The sequence below is a fragment of the Spirosoma migulaei genome, from assembly GCF_054776855.1.
The window spans coordinates 112488-129566 of sequence record NZ_BAAHBG010000045.1 but is presented as its reverse complement, the minus strand read 5'-3'; the positions used below and the strand labels follow the sequence as shown (position 1 = coordinate 129566).

General features: G+C 46.5%; 11 protein-coding genes. 3 read left to right on the top strand and 8 right to left on the bottom strand.

Annotation, left to right across the window (positions count from 1 at the left end; genetic code table 11):
• Positions 1 to 76 precede the first annotated feature (76 nt).
• The 3 genes from ACYVGO_RS37100 (at position 77) to porU2 (ending at position 8393) form a co-directional block, all read left to right on the top strand.
• Entirely contained in the window at positions 77 to 3556 is a 3480-nt protein-coding gene (locus ACYVGO_RS37100; RefSeq protein WP_460973861.1) for a DUF1553 domain-containing protein, read from the top strand.
• A gap of 91 nt (positions 3557 to 3647) precedes the next feature.
• Entirely contained in the window at positions 3648 to 5099 is a 1452-nt protein-coding gene (locus tag ACYVGO_RS37095; RefSeq protein ID WP_460973859.1) for a DUF1501 domain-containing protein, read from the top strand.
• 39 nt (positions 5100 to 5138) lie between these two features.
• Positions 5139 to 8393 (top strand): putative type IX secretion system sortase PorU2, encoded by a 3255-nt coding sequence (gene porU2 / locus ACYVGO_RS37090; protein WP_460973857.1) that lies wholly within the window; start codon positions 5139 to 5141, stop codon positions 8391 to 8393.
• 8 nt (positions 8394 to 8401) lie between these two features.
• Here the strand turns inward: porU2 and ACYVGO_RS37085 are convergent, their stop codons facing one another.
• The 8 genes from ACYVGO_RS37085 to ACYVGO_RS37050 all read right to left on the bottom strand — a co-directional run bounded on the left by ACYVGO_RS37085 (position 8402) and on the right by ACYVGO_RS37050 (position 17010).
• Complete coding sequence (locus ACYVGO_RS37085) at positions 8402 to 9079, bottom strand: hypothetical protein (RefSeq protein WP_460973855.1); 678 nt, start codon at positions 9077 to 9079, stop codon at positions 8402 to 8404.
• Between the two features lie 20 nt (positions 9080 to 9099).
• Positions 9100 to 10077, bottom strand: coding sequence for a hypothetical protein (locus ACYVGO_RS37080; protein ID WP_460973853.1), 978 nt, complete (start codon positions 10075 to 10077; stop codon positions 9100 to 9102).
• Positions 10078 to 10113: 36 nt separating this feature from the next.
• Entirely contained in the window at positions 10114 to 10266 is a 153-nt protein-coding gene (locus tag ACYVGO_RS37075; protein WP_460973851.1) for a lasso RiPP family leader peptide-containing protein, read from the bottom strand.
• A gap of 29 nt (positions 10267 to 10295) precedes the next feature.
• Positions 10296 to 11387 (bottom strand): T9SS type A sorting domain-containing protein, encoded by a 1092-nt coding sequence (locus ACYVGO_RS37070; protein WP_460973849.1) that lies wholly within the window; start codon positions 11385 to 11387, stop codon positions 10296 to 10298.
• Between the two features lie 228 nt (positions 11388 to 11615).
• Positions 11616 to 12824, bottom strand: a complete 1209-nt coding sequence (mraY, locus tag ACYVGO_RS37065; protein WP_142770694.1) for a phospho-N-acetylmuramoyl-pentapeptide-transferase — start codon at positions 12822 to 12824, stop codon at positions 11616 to 11618.
• Between the two features lie 101 nt (positions 12825 to 12925).
• Positions 12926 to 14404 (bottom strand): UDP-N-acetylmuramoyl-L-alanyl-D-glutamate--2,6-diaminopimelate ligase, encoded by a 1479-nt coding sequence (locus ACYVGO_RS37060; RefSeq protein ID WP_460973846.1) that lies wholly within the window; start codon positions 14402 to 14404, stop codon positions 12926 to 12928.
• 106 nt (positions 14405 to 14510) lie between these two features.
• Positions 14511 to 16622, bottom strand: a complete 2112-nt coding sequence (locus tag ACYVGO_RS37055) for a penicillin-binding protein (RefSeq protein ID WP_142770696.1) — start codon at positions 16620 to 16622, stop codon at positions 14511 to 14513.
• Positions 16612 to 17010, bottom strand: coding sequence for an FtsL-like putative cell division protein (locus tag ACYVGO_RS37050; protein ID WP_142770697.1), 399 nt, complete (start codon positions 17008 to 17010; stop codon positions 16612 to 16614). The genes ACYVGO_RS37055 and ACYVGO_RS37050 overlap by 11 nt, the downstream gene beginning before the upstream one ends.
• Positions 17011 to 17079 lie beyond the last annotated feature (69 nt).

Genomic DNA, 17079 nt, shown 5'->3' with positions numbered 1-17079 from the left:
ATTTTTATGGGCATTTGAGCGTTATTTTTGTAGAGTCATTTTATTGTCAATCAGTTCCTCCGTCGGAGGCTTATATATGCACATCTGGTCTGACATACGGTTTCGATACGTTCTGCTTAGTACAACAGCGGGTCTGTTTGGCGCGTCTGTTTGGTTAACGGCCTGTCAGAGTTCTGTCGAAAAACCGGCGGAAATTGTCGCTATTGAGGCAACCCTGCCCGAAAAAGTTGATTACAACCTGCACGTCAAGCCGATTCTGTCGGATCGTTGTTTTGCCTGTCATGGTCCTGATAAAGCTAAACAACAGGCAGGTTTACGTTTAGATACGCCCGAGGGGGCTTATGAAGCGTTGGCTAAAAGTGGTCATACGGCCATAGTACCGGGTAATTTAGCCAAGAGTGAACTGGTTAACCGAATCATCAGCACCGACCCCGATGTGATGATGCCAACGCCGAAATCTAATCTGAGCTTAACGACAGAAGAAAAAGCGATGCTCATTCGCTGGGTTGAGCAGGGGGCAGAATATAAAGAACATTGGTCGCTTATTGCCCCAGTCCTGCCGGAGATTCCGAAGGTGAAAGACGAGCAGTGGGTAAAGAATGACATCGACCGATTTGTTCTGGCCAAGCAGGAAGCCAAAGGCTTATCCCACGCCCCCGAAGCCGATAAAACGACCTTACTTCGTCGGGTTAGTCTGGACTTAACAGGTTTGCCGCCAACACCCGCCGAAGTCGATGCGTTTCTGGCCGATAAATCCCCGAATGCCTACGAAAAAGTAGTCAATCGATTGCTGAAGAGCCCTCATTACGGTGAACGTCAGGCGGTTGAATGGCTCGATGTGGCCCGTTATGCCGATACGCATGGGTATCAGGATGATGGCTTTCGTACCATCTGGCCCTACCGCGATTGGGTGATTCGGGCCTATAATCGCAACCTGTCGTTTGATCGGTTCATTACCTGGCAATTGGCCGGTGACTTACTGCCTAATCTGAAAGCTTCCGCCGACTGGAAAGAGAAACTCATTGCCACGGCCTTCAACCGGAATCACCAGCAGAGCCAGGAGGGTGGCATTGTTGACGAAGAATATCGGGTAGAATACGTGGCTGATCGAACCAACACGTTCGGCAAGGCTATGCTGGGGCTAACGGTAGAATGTGCCCGTTGTCATGACCATAAATACGACCCCATCAGCCAGAAAGACTACTATTCGTTGTTTGCCTTTTTCAATAGCAACAATGAGCGCGGGCAAATTCCCTACAATGGTGAAGCGGCTCCAACAATCACGCTCACTAAGCCGGAAACAGAGGCCAAGCTGAAGTTTATCCGCGAACAGCTTACTCCGCTTGAACAAAAACTCAATCCGAACCGCCCCGATTATCAACAACGTTTCGGACAGTGGCTGGCAACAACTCCCTCAATAGCCTCGTCAGATTCTGGGTTGTTGGCGCATTACACGTTCGATGAAGCGGATCGGGCTGATGTCGGTGCGTATGTGAAAGAGCAGAACGAGAAACGGAAACTGGAGGACGCCCGAAAAAAGAAAGAGGAAGAAGCCAAAGCCAGGCTGAAAAAGCCTGACGTCAAGGTAGCTGAAAAGAAAGAAGCGCCAAAACCAAAAACCAAAGAAGAGCTCTGGAAAGACCCGCGTAATGCTTTCGCCAATTTGGTGAATGATACCTTGCCCGCTCGCTTAGGTGGCGATCCTGATAAGGTGCCTTACTCGGTGCCCGGCCGATTTGGGAAAGCGCGCTATTTACCGGGCGATAGCTATATTGAATTGCCCAGCAAGTTCGGTGCTTTTGAGCAAAATGAGCCATTTACCATTAGCAGTTGGTTTAATCTGGCGAAGCCGGGTATGGCACTCACGCTGCTGGGCCGTACAACTGGCCCTATGGATGGTCAGCGTGGGTACCAACTTGATTTACTGGCGGATGGGCGACTAAAACTGGCCTTTAGCCATGTTTGGCCTGCCAACGCTATAGATATCGAAACGATTGACAAAGTTCCTGTGCATCAGTGGTTTCAGGTTGCGTTTGCCTACGATGGAACCGGTCAGGCGAAAGGGATTACGCTGTACTTGAATGGACACCCTATCCGTACTAAAGTGATTGCCGATCACCTTATTCACAGTATGGTATACGGCAAAGACAAAACCCACTGGGCACAACACAATTTCTACGTGGGTCGAATGCACGACAATTTCTATAAAGATTTTGCCGTAGATGAACTGCGCATTTACAAGCGCTGCCTGACTCCGCTCGAAATGCCTGCTTTGGCTGGTCAGCCAGACGCGCTCGCTATTGCGCTTAAAACTCCGGTCGCCAATCGTACATCGGCCCAACGGACAGGCTTATATACCTATTACGTGACCAATCAGGACCCGGTTTATCGGAGCGATTATGCCAAAGCAATGAAGTTACGGGGTGATCAGCTTATGCTCTACACCAACTCCGATCAGCTCATGATTATGGAAGAGCGCTCGGTACCGCGAGAAACCCATCTGCTGAAGCGAGGAGCCTACGATGCGCCTGCCGAAGTGGTAACACCCGCCGTTTTGCATAGCCTGAATCCAATGGATGAGGATACGCCGAAGAATAGGCTTGGTCTGGCGAAATGGCTTCTGGCCCCAGAAAATCCATTGTTCAGCCGGGTTATGGTGAACCGGATGTGGCAGCAATATTTTGGCCAGGGATTAGCCAAAAACAGTGATGATTTTGGTAACCAGGGCGCGTTGCCCAGTCATCCCGAACTGCTGGACTATCTGGCCGTTAAATTCCGAGGTGAAGAAGGGTCAGCTGACGCCTGGAATGCGAAAGCCATGCATAAACTGATTGTTATGTCGGCTACCTACCGGCAGGCATCGGCGGTACCTGAAAACGCGCGGGAAGCCGATTCTGAAAATCTATTTTTAACGCGAGGGCCAAGCTACCGGATGTCAGCGGAACAGGTGCGTGACAATGCATTGGCGGCAAGTGGTTTGTTAACGCAGCGCATCGGCGGCCCCAGTGTTCTGCCTTACCAGCCATCGGGTATCTGGGAAGCCCTGGCTACCCGGAATGCAGTAAAATACGAACAGGATCATGGCGATAGCTTATACCGTCGGTCAATGTACACGATCTGGAAACGCTCGTCTCCAGCACCGATGATGCTTGATTTCGATGCGGCCGAGCGGCATACGTGTATTGTAAAACGCCAGAAAACGAGTACGCCTTTGCAGGCACTGGTTACGCTAAATGACCCGCAATTTGTGGAGGCTGCCCGCGTATTGGCGCAGAAAGAAGGAGGAAGGAGAGAAGGGAGTAAAGGAGCAACAGTAATAAATGAGCTTTTTAAAGCTGTCATTAGCCGCCCCGCTCGCTTAGAAGAAATGGCGTTGATGCAGCAACTGTACGCCGAAGAACTGGCTGATTTTAAACAAAACCCGAAGCGGGCAGCAGAGTTATTATCCGTAGGAGAATATCCGGTTCATACTAAACTTAATCCGGTGGAATTAGCTGCCTGGACTGTAGTGACCAGTACCATTATGAATTTCGACGAAGCGATAATAAAAAGATAGCCATTAATGGTTATTGATCGTCATGCGTAGTAGACCAACCAATGACAATTTTATGACGATCAATGAACATTAATGACCATATACAAGTACAATGGACATTCAGGATGAACTTCACGATCAGCTAAGCCGCCGGAATTTTCTGGGCCAGGCCAGCGCGGGCTTAGGCACCATTGCCTTGGCCTCATTGCTGAATCCAACTAATCTGTTTGGTGGCGCTACGCCCGGAGAGAATCCGGCAGTCGGGAAACCACACTTTCCACCGAAAGTAAAGCGGGTTATTTATTTGTTTCAGAGCGGTGCCCCTTCTCAGTTGGAGTTATTCGACTACAAGCCGAAGCTCGAAACCATGTGGGGACAGGATTTACCTGCATCGGTACGTAATGGGCAGCGACTGACGGGCATGAGTGCGGGGCAGAGTCGTTTCCCGCTGGCAGCCTCGAAGTATAAATTTGCTCAGTATGGACCCAGCCAGATGTGGATCAGCGAACTGTTACCCCAAACAGCTGGTATTGCCAGCGACCTGACGTTTATTCGATCCCTACATACCGAAGCCATTAATCACGACCCGGCCGTAACGTTCTTTCAGACTGGAAGTCAACAAGCGGGCCGACCTTCAATGGGTTCCTGGGTTAGTTATGGCCTGGGATCAGATAACCAGAATCTGCCTTCTTTTGTGGTGCTTCTGTCCAAAGGACGGGATGGCGATCAGCCCCTATATGCCAAACTTTGGAGTAATGGGTTTCTGCCATCGGTGCATCAGGGCGTCGTATTTCGGTCGGGGCCAGATCCGGTTTATTACCTCAACAACCCGCCGGGTATCGACAAATCCAGCCGTCGGCGAATGCTTGACTATCTGGGTAAATTGCACCAGGAGCAGTTCAAACATGTGTTGGATCCCGAAATCAACAGTCGGATGGCGCAGTACGAAATGGCTTATCGGATGCAAACGTCCGTCCCCGAAACGCTCGACATCTCGAAAGAACCCAATTATATTTTCGACATGTACGGTCCCGATAGCCGCAAGCCGGGAACGTTTGCTGCCAACTGTCTGCTAGCCAGAAAGCTTGTAGAAAAGGATGTAAAGTTTGTCCAATTATACCATCAGGGCTGGGATCAGCATGGCAACTTACCAAACGACATCAAAACCCAGGCGAAAAGCGTTGACCAGCCATCGGCAGCTCTTATCATGGATCTCAAACAGCGTGGGTTGCTTGATGATACACTTGTGATTTGGGGTGGTGAGTTCGGGCGGGGTGCTTACTCACAGGGGAAGCTCACCCGTGATAATTATGGGCGTGACCACCACCCACGAGCATTCTCGGTCTGGATGGCGGGAGCTGGTGTTAAAAAAGGGATGGTTTACGGCGAAACCGACGATTTTGGCTACAACGTCATTAAGGAGCCGGTTCATGTGCATGATTTTCAGGCTACCATCCTGCATTTATTAGGTGTAGACCATGAAAAGCTCACCTTCAAAAGCCAGGGCCGACGTTATCGCCTGACCGATGTTCATGGAAAGGTTGTGAAGCCACTATTGGCTTAATTATCTTTTCGATGTACCTTTCGCAGTAAAATAAGATACTTGCTGCGCTTGAGAGGGATTCTACTTGTACTTACTCTGTTTCTATTTCCTTGCGTTGGCCAGGCGCAAATGCGTTATGGTAACGAATGGATTGTTCCGTTGCAACCCTATGCGAAAATCAGCATCAATGAAACCGGCCTTTACCGTATCAGTTATGCTGAATTAGTCAGTGCCGGTTTTAACCTGGATGCGATAAATCCCAGAAATCTACAGCTATTTCATCATGGTCGCGAACTGGCAATCGAGGTAGTCGGTGAGTTGGACAATCGGTTTGACGCCACAGATTTTATTGAGTTTTATGCCGAAAAAAATAAAGGCGAGCAAGACAGTTTAGTTTACTACCACACCACGCGAGCCAATCCCTATCATAGTTTATTTTCTGACGAGACGTTCTATTTTTTCACGGTTGGGCAACATGCCGGAAAACGTATTGTAACCTACGCTGCTAAGCCAACAAACCAGAATCCCGAGGAATACCACCTTGAGGAACAGGTTGTTTCGTATTCAGAGCAATATTCATTCAATAATTCGATTGGCTTAATCCCATCCGTTCAGCAGAGCTATTTTGAGGAAGGCGAAGGCTGGACCGGGCACTATATTGTTCCGGACACAGCAGCTAGATTCAGGCTGACATTTGAAAACCGGGTCAAAACCGATGAGGTATACCCCACACTTGAGTTCCAGCTAAATGGTCGATCGCTCAATAACCACCAGCTCTGGTACGCGCTAAATGAAGGCAGCCCACTCGATACAGTTACGTTTGGCTCATTTAGTCCTCAGAAAATAGAGTTGGCTCTACCCGAAAGTGCAATAAAAAACGAATCGGTTTTACTCAAAACGCAGACATTGAAAGCCGGCAATTACGATTGGTACTCAATGACGTATTTTAAAGTCGTTTATCCACAGAGTTTTCCACTGAATGGGCAGCGAAGTAAATATTTTACGTTACGACCAAACTCCATGAACCAGTCTGTCGTGCAGATTAGCGATTTGAGACCGGATTACATTACCTATATCATAACTGATAGCTACAATATTGCCAAAATAACCAGTCAAACAAATCAGTTGGTGGTTCCCAATACCGCAACCGGGCAAAAGCTATTTGTTAGTAATGAAATCAAAAAAGTAGCTGGCATTTCGGTTGTTACATTCCCGATATTGAATCCCAAGGAGTATACCTATCTGATTGTTACACACAATTCGTTGCTTGAATCGGCCAATCAGTATGCAGCTTATCGGGCGTCGGTAGCTGGCGGCAGCTATAAGCCGTTGGTCATCGAAACGAAGGCCATTTACGAGCAATTTAATTTTGGGGAACGAAGCCCCATTGCTATCCGTCGCTTTGCTGATTATATGCTATCGGGTGGGAGTGGTAAATATCTATTTCTGCTGGGCCGGGGTATTAGTTTTCCCGATGTGTTGAAAACGTCGGAATCAGAGGATCTGGTACCCACGTTTGGGTATCCTGGTTCCGATGCTTTACTAACGATGGGCCTGACTGGTTTGCCCGAATTTGTACAGGCACTGCCAACCGGTCGTATCAATGTAACGACTAATCAACAGACGTTGAACTATTTGGCCAAAGTAAAGGAGTTTGAACAGAGTGTACCAGATGAATGGCAAAAACGAATTTTGCATCTGAACGGAGGCCATGACAAAGCTGAGATTACCTATTTGAAGAGCCTGATGGAGCAACTTCGTCCCATTGCAGAAGGCCCATATATGGGCGCGCAGGTCAAAACAATTTCCAAAAAAACCTTTGAGGAAGTCGAAGCTATTGATATTTCTGCTGAAGTGAACGAAGGAGTTTCGATGATAAGTTACACGGGTCACGGCTCCTCAAACACCCTCGACTTTAATTTTGGCTATTGCTCATCGCCAACTAGTAATTTCCACAATAAAGGGAAGTATCCTATCCTGTTTTTTAATGGCTGTAGCATCAATAATATTTTCTATAAATATGACCCGCTCAGTACCGATTGGCTAATTACGCCCGACAAAGGTGCGATTGCTGTTCTGGCAGGCTCATTCTGGAGTTACCCCAATAGCACCCAGCAGTATATTTATAGTCTGTATCAGAAGCTATTTGCTGATAGCACAACCCTTACCCAGACAATAGGGGAAATGCAGCAACGCGTTAATCAAGACCTGTCATCGCAAAGTAACGATCTGACATTGAGGAGCGATATGCAGCAAATTATTCTTCAAGGCGATCCTGCACTGCACCTATTTCCGTTATCGAAACCAGATTACGTAGCCCGAAGCCTTTTTCTCCAGGCACGAAAAATCGGAACTAGTATCGCCACTAATGATTCACTTACCGTTAATCTGATTCTGGCTAATGTTGGAAGGTATATTGCCGGGCAAACGGTTTCAGTACAACTGAAAAAGACCTATACAACTAATGAAACAAGTGTTCAGTGGGTTACCGTTCAAATCAAGTCGGGTCGGGATACATTGGTATTCCCCATCAAAAAAGAGCTTTCGATAACGCAACTAGAACTCACGATTGATAGTTATGCTGTTATTGACGAGCTTAGTGAAGGTAATAATGTCGTCCAAATCGAGTTGGCCGATTGGCAGGAAATTCAGAGAAACAGCGTTTACCCAATTAATGCCTTACCTGATCAATCAAACCCAGTACTGTCGGTATTGATTGATAATCGGGTTCTTAAAAATGGCGACTATGTTTCGGCTGATCCTACTATTCAAATCAATTTGATGGATGAGAATATATTGCCTATTGATAACCTGGCTACTATTCAGGTTTCCATAAAACAATGTGAATCCTGTCCATTTGTCGCATTGACACCAAAAACAGGCTCGGCAACGTCACCTGTATCGCTTATAGCCACGTATCAATTGACGCAACTTCCGGCTGGTAGGTATGAGCTTCTGGCAACCGGCCGTGATGCTGCCGGAAATGCATCCGGTAACGCTTATCGTATCACGTTCCGGGTAGCAGATGCATCGGCTCCCACCCAATGGAAGGTATATCCCAATCCAGGTAATGAAGTCGTGCAATTTAACTTTTTGGTGGTTGGTAAAGTGCCGCCAAAGGAGGCTAAGTTGCAGATTTTAAATGGTATAGGTGTGCCAGTCGATATGTATAACCTTATACCTACTATAGGCGAAAATACGTTTTATTGGGATAATCTCAGTAGTCAGCCATCGGGTATTTATACGGCTACCCTTCAAATTACCTGGGATGATGGACGGCAGGAAACTCTCAAAACTAAGCTAATTAAACGATAGGTATTTTGTTACTCTTTGCCTGCTTCACGTAAAACCCACTTCTGGCGGTAACCAAACTCAATTTGCCCTTTCCCAATACAACTGGGTGAACTTTGACAATAAGCCACTGCAGTAGCTTCCTTATAAATTAGCCCTGTCTGATAGCCATATACCATAAACTGACGATGGAATGAAATGGCTGTCGAGTCGTTTTGTGTGCTGCTAACCTGAATCGTATTGGCGTAATTACCATAAGGTTTTCCAATCTGGTTGTAGCGGTAAGTAGAGATAGGCAGGACATTAAACTCATTTTGATTCCAGACACTTTTGTTTGTAACTGGAAACGTGAGTTTTACAAAAGCCGTGTTATTCTCAGTACGAATCAACTTATCTGGCCATTGTTGTACCGTCCATATTGAATCTGCTTTCCAGGTATCAAACAGACGGCTTCGTTTGTATCGAATCAATTTGTATGTTTTTCCTCCTTGGCCTATCGAGAGTAGCTCACCAATTGTTTCTTTAACATAATAAGTACTCAAAATTGGTGAGCTACTTAAGGAATAACGCTCATCCTGTACTTCATACACCCAGTAGCGCCCTGTCTCAACCGGTACATAGTTACTATCATGTTGTTCTAAAACATCCTGTTGCTGACACGCCTGCAGAAGTAATAAAGTGCCTATAATGGTAATGGGGTAGTTGAACAAGTCGATGGAACAATGATTATTTAGTCTACAATTACTTTGAGTGATTTCTGCTTAGTTTGTCCCAGTCCGAAAAACTGCAACAAATAAATGCCTTTTGATAAGGGATGTGTGGGAGAAACGGACACGATAGTTGGGTTCCCCGTTTTGGCGGTATTAATAGGGATCTCAATACCTGCAACAGTATATAACCTGATGACAGCTGACTGAGCATCTTTCATAGATAGCATAAAGCTGCCATCTGCACTAGCGTTTGGGAATATTTCGGTATTTATATCCTCCTGGAGCGTATAACGAACTGCAATAATGCGTGAATAATCAACAGATCCATCTCTATCTTTCTGTTTTAGTCGATAGTAATAGGTTTGATCAACTTGAACATCGGTATCGATAAATTCATAAGTCGATACCTGGCGGCTAGTAGTTTGGCCTTTTACAAAGCCTATTCCTTCGAATGCTGTGGCATTTCTACTTTTCTGTAAATCGAAACCTTCATTGTTGGTTTCTGATTCAGTAGACCAATTCAACCGCACCCCGTCAGGTTTGGATATACCCGTAAATGATAGCAGTTTCACTGGAAGAGGTCCGTTAAAAATAGATTGTGTTGTGCAAGTACTGGTTCCTTGGGCCGATTTACTTCCAGTTAGCACCAAACTTCCACTACCGCAAGGTAATACTACCGTAGCAGTTGGCAATTGTTGATTGGCTCCCGAAGGGAGGTCCGAGAATGAGCCATTACAATTGACAATGGCTACAGGATTTCCAGAATAGCAAACAGATACGGTGGTACCCCCTGCTGTGAATGTATAGCGCGCCAGTTTGACTGCGGCTCCCGATTGATTAACTGTTATTGTAGGTGTAAAAAGGAAGGTACAGTTGCCACCGCTAGTCGATTGGTAGGTTAATGTATAACTTTGCGTAACCACACATTCGGTGGAAGATGTTTGGGCAAAGCTTTGTCCATAACAGATTAGAAGTGAGATGCATGCCAGGATTTTCATAATCGTGTGGAATGTTTTTTATATACCTACTATGTATTATGCCTGGAAGTCATTGGTTGATGACATGGCATCAAAAGCACTACCACCTTTCAGGGTAAGTTTAGATACGTTTCCGATCTTTATTAGCGTCGGTTTCTTGTAGGTCCTTTTGGTAGATTTAAGTACGGTGGTATACTGGTTAATTTTCATAAAAGTGAAATTCTAGTGTTTGAAACAGGTTATTGGATAATGATCTTTAGAGGTTGTTGATACGAACCATCGGTTGTTTGAAGTTGCAGGTGGTATATACCTGTAGGGGCGGCAACATCTATGGAAAGTTGAGCAGGCGCCTGAGTCTTGTTGATCGTAATAGGAATTTCGATGCCAGCAGAATTATAAAGATGAATAGCGGCTATCTCCTTTTCCTGGGTAGAAAGCATAAAGTTGCCCCAGGTCGGATTAGGATAGGCCAAGGCTTTGGTTTCTTCTGAGGCAGCGCCTACTCGTACGCCAATAATAGTAGATAGCGCTGAGCTACCACCCACATCTTTTTGTCTGAGCTGATAATAATATGCTTGCCCATCCTGAACATCGTTATCCATAAAAGAATAGGTCAATAACTCCTGGATGGAAGTATAGCTCGGAACAAAGCCTATTTTCTCCAATCGTGTAGCTGACCTACCTTTCAATACATCGAATCCTTCATTTTTTTCCTCCCAGGATGTAGCCCAATTCAATTGGACAGCATTCGTCGTTGACTCGCCTGTAAATGATATGAGTTTTACAGGAAGTGGAGCAACCCCGCTAACTGCTAGTGATTGATCCAGCCTGAGGGTTCCTGCGGCATTACTAGCTCCCCATGCGTAGAGTCTGAACCGAATAGGTTGTACGGTATTGACGGTAAAACTTACATTGATTGCTGCATCTATAGTACCGGATAATGGGCCTGTTGATATACTAACCTCTGTACCTCCTCCAATACTATAGGCAATGAGATAATTAGTCGGGCCAGTGCCAGATCTACGCTCAGTTAGGTTTATACTGGCTAAATTTAATTGATGACCTGTAACAGGCGTTAGGGTAAATTCGTAATAATCATTCAAATCCTGTGCACTACTAGTCCAACCACTGGAGTTGATGCTACCGGTTGCTGTTATAGGAGTTAGACCTGTACCTCGTGTAATATCAGAAGCTGTAATGTTAGCGTTAGTAGACGTTACCGCTTTAGATGTTTGATTACCTGGGTCTGCGTTTGTGAAGGTGTAGGTGGCTACTTGGGCAACACTTGTTAGTGAATGCAGGAATAATAGTAGTGGCACGAACTTATTCATAAACGAATACATAATTTTTGGGTAAAAATATGTATATTATTCTAGTGAAATAGATTCTTTACGTGTTTTTTTGCTAGTATGGCCAATTTTAAATATGATTTGGGGCTAGTAATTGTGTGTGTATGAACGTACACGAAGCCATAAAGCCTGTCTGTAGCTACAGACAGGCTTTATGGCTTCGTGTACAATAAATTGATAAGAAACTGGGAGATAAGATGTAAAGGGCGCTTATCGCAGCTTAAGCGTTACCAATGCCAGAACAGCGAGCATAATACCTACAATCCAAAAGCGTGTTACGAGTTTTGCTTCGTGATAGCCTTTCTTCTGAAAATGGTGATGCAAGGGCGACATCAGGAAAATTCGCCTGCCCTCCCCATACTTACGCTTCGTATACTTAAAGTAGCTGACCTGCATAATTACCGATACGAGTTCGACCAGGAAAATGCCGCAGATAATTGGAATCATCAATTCCTTTCGGATGGCTAGAAACAAAACCGCAATAACACCACCCAGCATCAGGCTACCTGTGTCGCCCATAAATACCTGAGCAGGATAGGAATTATACCATAAAAAGCCGACGCAGGCACCTACAAAAGCAGCACAGAAGATTACTAACTCACCCGCATTTGGGATGTACATGATATTCAGGTACTGCGAGAAAACCTTGTTGCCTGATAGATAGGCTAATACACCGATCGTTAAGCCAATAATTACTGAAGTTCCAGCTGCCAGCCCGTCAATACCATCTGTAATATTTGCCCCGTTGGAAACTGCTGTGATGATGAAAATACAGATCAGTACATACACAATCCAGGTGTAACTGTCTGGTAAAAAGCCAAAGAGAAGTGAGCTATAATCGAACTCGTTGTTTTTAACGAATGGTACAGTCGTCAGTGTAGATTTAATGTCAGTGTAGATATCCGGTACAGTCGACGTACTAAGCAACCGCGGGGCATATCGGCGAATTTTAACGTACTCATTAAACGATAAGGTAAGACCGACAATGAGCCCTAAGCCAACCTGGCCAACAACCTTAAATTTACCTTGCAACCCTTCTTTATTCTTCTTGAAAACTTTAATGTAGTCGTCCAGGAAGCCAATCATCCCGGTCCAGACGGTAGAAACGAGAGCTAGTACCACATACACATTGGAGAGCTTGGCAAAGAGCAGGGCTGGAATCAGGAGAGAGGCCAGAATAATAAAGCCACCCATGGTTGGCGTGCCCCGCTTTTGCATTTGACCTTCCAGGCCAAGATCACGAATAGATTCGCCAATTTGCAGATTGCGGAGTATATCGATAATACGCCGACCAAAAATAGCTGCAATTAGCAGAGAGGTTATAACTGCACCCAGTGCACGAAATGAGATATATTGAAAAACCCCCGCACCAGGGAAGTTGTAGCGTTCGTCAAGAAACTGGAAGAGGTAATAGAGCATAAGGACGAATGATAGAATGAGCGAATGATAGAATGAGTGAATAAAACAGGGCGGCTATTCACTCATTCTATCATTCGCTCATTCATAATTGATTGCCAAAGTTACTGATTTCCGCGTTCTGCAAAAGCCTCCTGTAACACGGCCTTATCATCAAAGTCGTATTTGATGCCTTTGATTTCCTGATAGGTTTCGTGGCCTTTACCAGCAACCAGAATAATATCGTGCGGATACGCAATTGAAACCGCTTGACGTATTGCTTCGTGCCGATCCTCAATTGTTTGCGTTTTCTTTACATCAACGGGGGGAACACCAGCTTGCATTTGCTCTAAAATGGCTATCGGGTCTTCGTTGCGCGGATTGTCTGAAGTCAAGATGACGCGGGTACTGAATTTACACGCAATACCGGCCATAATAGGCCGTTTGGCTGCATCACGATTTCCCCCACAACCAACAATCGTAATGATTTGCGGCAGGCGACCCTGTTCGTCTGTCTGGCGCAGACCGTTGATGGTTTCCAATACGTTTTGCAGCGCATCAGGCGTATGGGCGTAATCGACAATTCCCACAATTTTGTTGTCTGAAACAACCTGTTCAAATCGACCCCGCGGTGGAGTAATGCCAGATAGTAAGGTTAATACATCAGTTGGCTCCTCACCTAACAAAACGGCCGCTCCATACACGCTTAACAGATTATAGGCATTAAAACGGCCAATAAGTTTAAACCATACCTCGCGCGCATCGACCAACATGTGCAGTCCAAACAGACTATCGGCCAGGAGTTTACCTTTAAACGTAGCCAGTGTTTGTAACGAGTAGGTTTCTTTTCGTGCAGTGGTATTCTGAAGCATCACCAGACCCCGTTTATCGTCAACGTTCGTTAAGGCAAAGGCGGATGACGGAAGCTGGTCGAAGAATCCTTTTTTTGCCCGGATGTAGTTATCGAAAGTCCCGTGAAAATCGAGGTGATCGTGGGTGATGTTCGTAAAAATACCACCGGCAAACGTCAGGCCTGCAATACGTTCCTGCACAACCGCATGTGAACTGACTTCCATAAATACATGCGTACAGCCATGGGTACGCATTTTTGTCAGTAGCTGATTGGTGGTGATGGCGTCGGGTGTGGTATGTGTTGCCGGAATTACTTCATCATCAATCTGGTTCTGAACCGTAGATAACAACCCACACCGATAGCCTAATCCGCGAAACAGTCGGAAGAGTAGGGTTGCAACGGATGTCTTGCCATTGGTCCCTGTTACACCAACTAGTTTGAGCTTTTGGGAGGGATGATCGTAAAAATTAGCAGCTGCTAATCCCATTGTCCGGGCCGAGTCCTGCACCTGTACATAGGCCACAGAGGAGTTAATCTCAGCGGGCAGCTCTTCGCATAAGATAGCGGCTGCTCCCTGGCGAATGGCCGCTTCAATAAAGCTATGGCCATCAGTAAGGGTGCCACGAATGGCTATAAACAAACTGCCTGGACCCACTTTACGCGAGTCCATCGTCAGATTTGTAATCTCAGTAGTCATGCTGCCGGATGTAGCCAGCAGAGGAGTTTTATAGAAGAGGTCTTTGAGTTGCATACGGATATAACGAACAGCACGTTCGTTTGGCGTCTGCAAAAAAACGGCTTACGCGTGGGACTACCTAATTTGATCGAAAAGTCCTTTCATTGAAAGTAAACAATTGCTACCCTAGCCGCAGTGTTATAGCTTTGCCTGCCGTTTTCGCCGTCTCCATTCCTGGCGAAACGGATTGCTCTTTCACCTTTCCCCTACCTTCAACAGATACCCGGAAACCACGGTTTTCCAGCAGGAACAGGGCATCACGAAGGGTTAATCCTCGTACGTCAGGCACTTGATCAGGGCGAGTTGGCCGCGATTTCCAGCGTCCACCGGATGTTGATTCAACCCAGCCTTCGGTAGCGGGTTCGTTGGTAATATTAAGTGCCGAGCTAATCGTATGCAAGTCGTCGGCATAACCGGCCATCATCCCTGTTGTTGAGCGTGGCTGCGATGTGCGAGCCCGTATTGGGGAATGAATCCGATAATCGTAGGCTACAATTCGATCCGCTACCGTCTTGAAGACGGGCGCTGCTACAGCACCAGCATACAATAAATCTATATTATCTCCCTGAGGGCTATCGACAACCGTAATCATACTATATTTTGGATTATCGGCAGGGAAATAGCCAATGAACGAGGTGTAGTATTTTCCAACCTGATACCGCCCATTCACAATTTTCTGGGCTGTCCCTGTCTTCCCGGCAATGGCGTAATAGGGGTTATTAATGTGTTTAGCAGTGCCCTGAACAACCACACCGCGCAGCAGTTGTTGCGCCTTCCGGATCGTTGCTGGTGAGGCTATCGGCTCCGGAACTACGTACGGTTTATTGTCCTCAATGATCTCATTCGCGAGTTTGATCTGCTTGACAATAACGGGGCGTACCCACCTGCCATTATTGGCTACGGCATTGTAAAAGGCCAGCATTTGCAAGGGAGTAATCTGCATCTCGTAGCCGTACGACATTGACGTTAACGAGACCTTACTCCAGCCTTTCATGTCGGGATTTCGAACAACGGGTACGGCTTCACCTTTCATGTGGATACCCGTTGGTTTAGTCAGGTGAAACTGACGCAGGTACTGGCAATACAGATCGGGTCGTTTGTAAAAATAGCTGCGCATAAGCAGGTGCGTGCCCACATTTGACGATTTCTCGAATACCTGCCGAGCGGTAATTGTTCCATGACCAACCCGGCTGGCGTCGTGAATGCCAAGCCCGTTATAGGTTGCAGAGCCTCCACCAGTGGCCACCAACTGGTCGAGCGAAATGGCTTTTTCTTCCATCAACGCCATCATAGTGGCTAGCTTGAAAGTTGAGCCGGGGTCCGTTCGATCGGCCAGCGCATGGTTGAAGTTTTCGACATAGGTGTTGCCCTGTTTCGTAAGGTTAGCCATCGCCCGAATTTCGCCGGTAGCTACCTCCATGACAATAACACAACCTTTAGACGCATTGTATTTCTCCAGAGCCGAGCGTAACGCCGATTCAGCCATATCCTGATAATTAACATCGAGCGTTGTGTACAGATCCATGCCCGGCTCTGGCGTCATATCCGGGCCATCTTCAACAGGCTTACGGATACCACCCGATAGAACCTCAACCAGACCAACAGCGTTTTTACCCGCCAGCGCGGGTTGAAAACTGGCTTCCAGGCCAATTAGACCCCGGTTGGTTTTGGCATTGAGGTTGCCAATAGTCCGTTCGGCCATCTGACCATAAGGATGATACCGTTCGTAATAAGGACGCAGAACACCACCTCTTGCCGCAACTTTGGGAGAGGATCGAAAAAACGGCCATTTTAGCATCTCCTGCCGCTCCTTAAACGTTACCCGCCGACGATTCAACAGTACATACCGACGTTTGTGGATACGGGCATTGATGATATCGTCTTTATAATCGTTGGCCGAACGGTCCCGGTAAATTCGGGAGAGCAAGAGGGCCAGCGAATCTATTTTTTTTGTGAAGTATTCGGGTTTGGCCATGGTTGGGTCGAGGCCAACCACGTAAGTGGGTAGCGACGTTGCCAGTAGGCTTCCATCGTTTGCGTAGATGTTTCCACGCATAGCCGGGATCGTGTCGCGCCGGATGAGTGTTTCCTGTACGCGCTCACGCCAGAACTTGCCTTTGAACGTTTGCAAATACTGTACATAAACAAGCCGAACCATAACGCCGAACGCCAGAGCAATCACGACGTAGAAAACGTGATTTGCCCGCTGTATAATGTCCTGTTTAATGTTCATCTGACTTGACAACAATTTTATGGGGTGGAGTTTGGCTATCAGCCAGGCCAAGACCTACAACATGCTTACTGATTTCAGATTGTTTGCCGCTTTTATTAAAATCGGCTTGTAAAACGGTGAACTGAGAGCGCAGTTCATCGACCTGGTTTTTGGTGCGTTGAATACGCCGGACCAGGCGTTCAGCATTGTGGTTCAGGCCAATATAAAGGATGAGCAGAAATGTGACCCACAAAATGCGGTCAATGTGTTGAATTGGCCAGGCGTTATCTTCGCCGAAAAGTCGATCCAGGCCGATGGCATCATTGAGCCAGGATGCCAGTTTGAGTTTGCGCCGTTGTTGCTTTTGTTTGGCGACCCGTTCGGGCTGACGGAATGTATTTTTGGCCATGGCTGGGTTAGGTCACGATGGTAGTACAAATAAACAAAAACATCGCTGCCAGACCGATACCAAATCTGT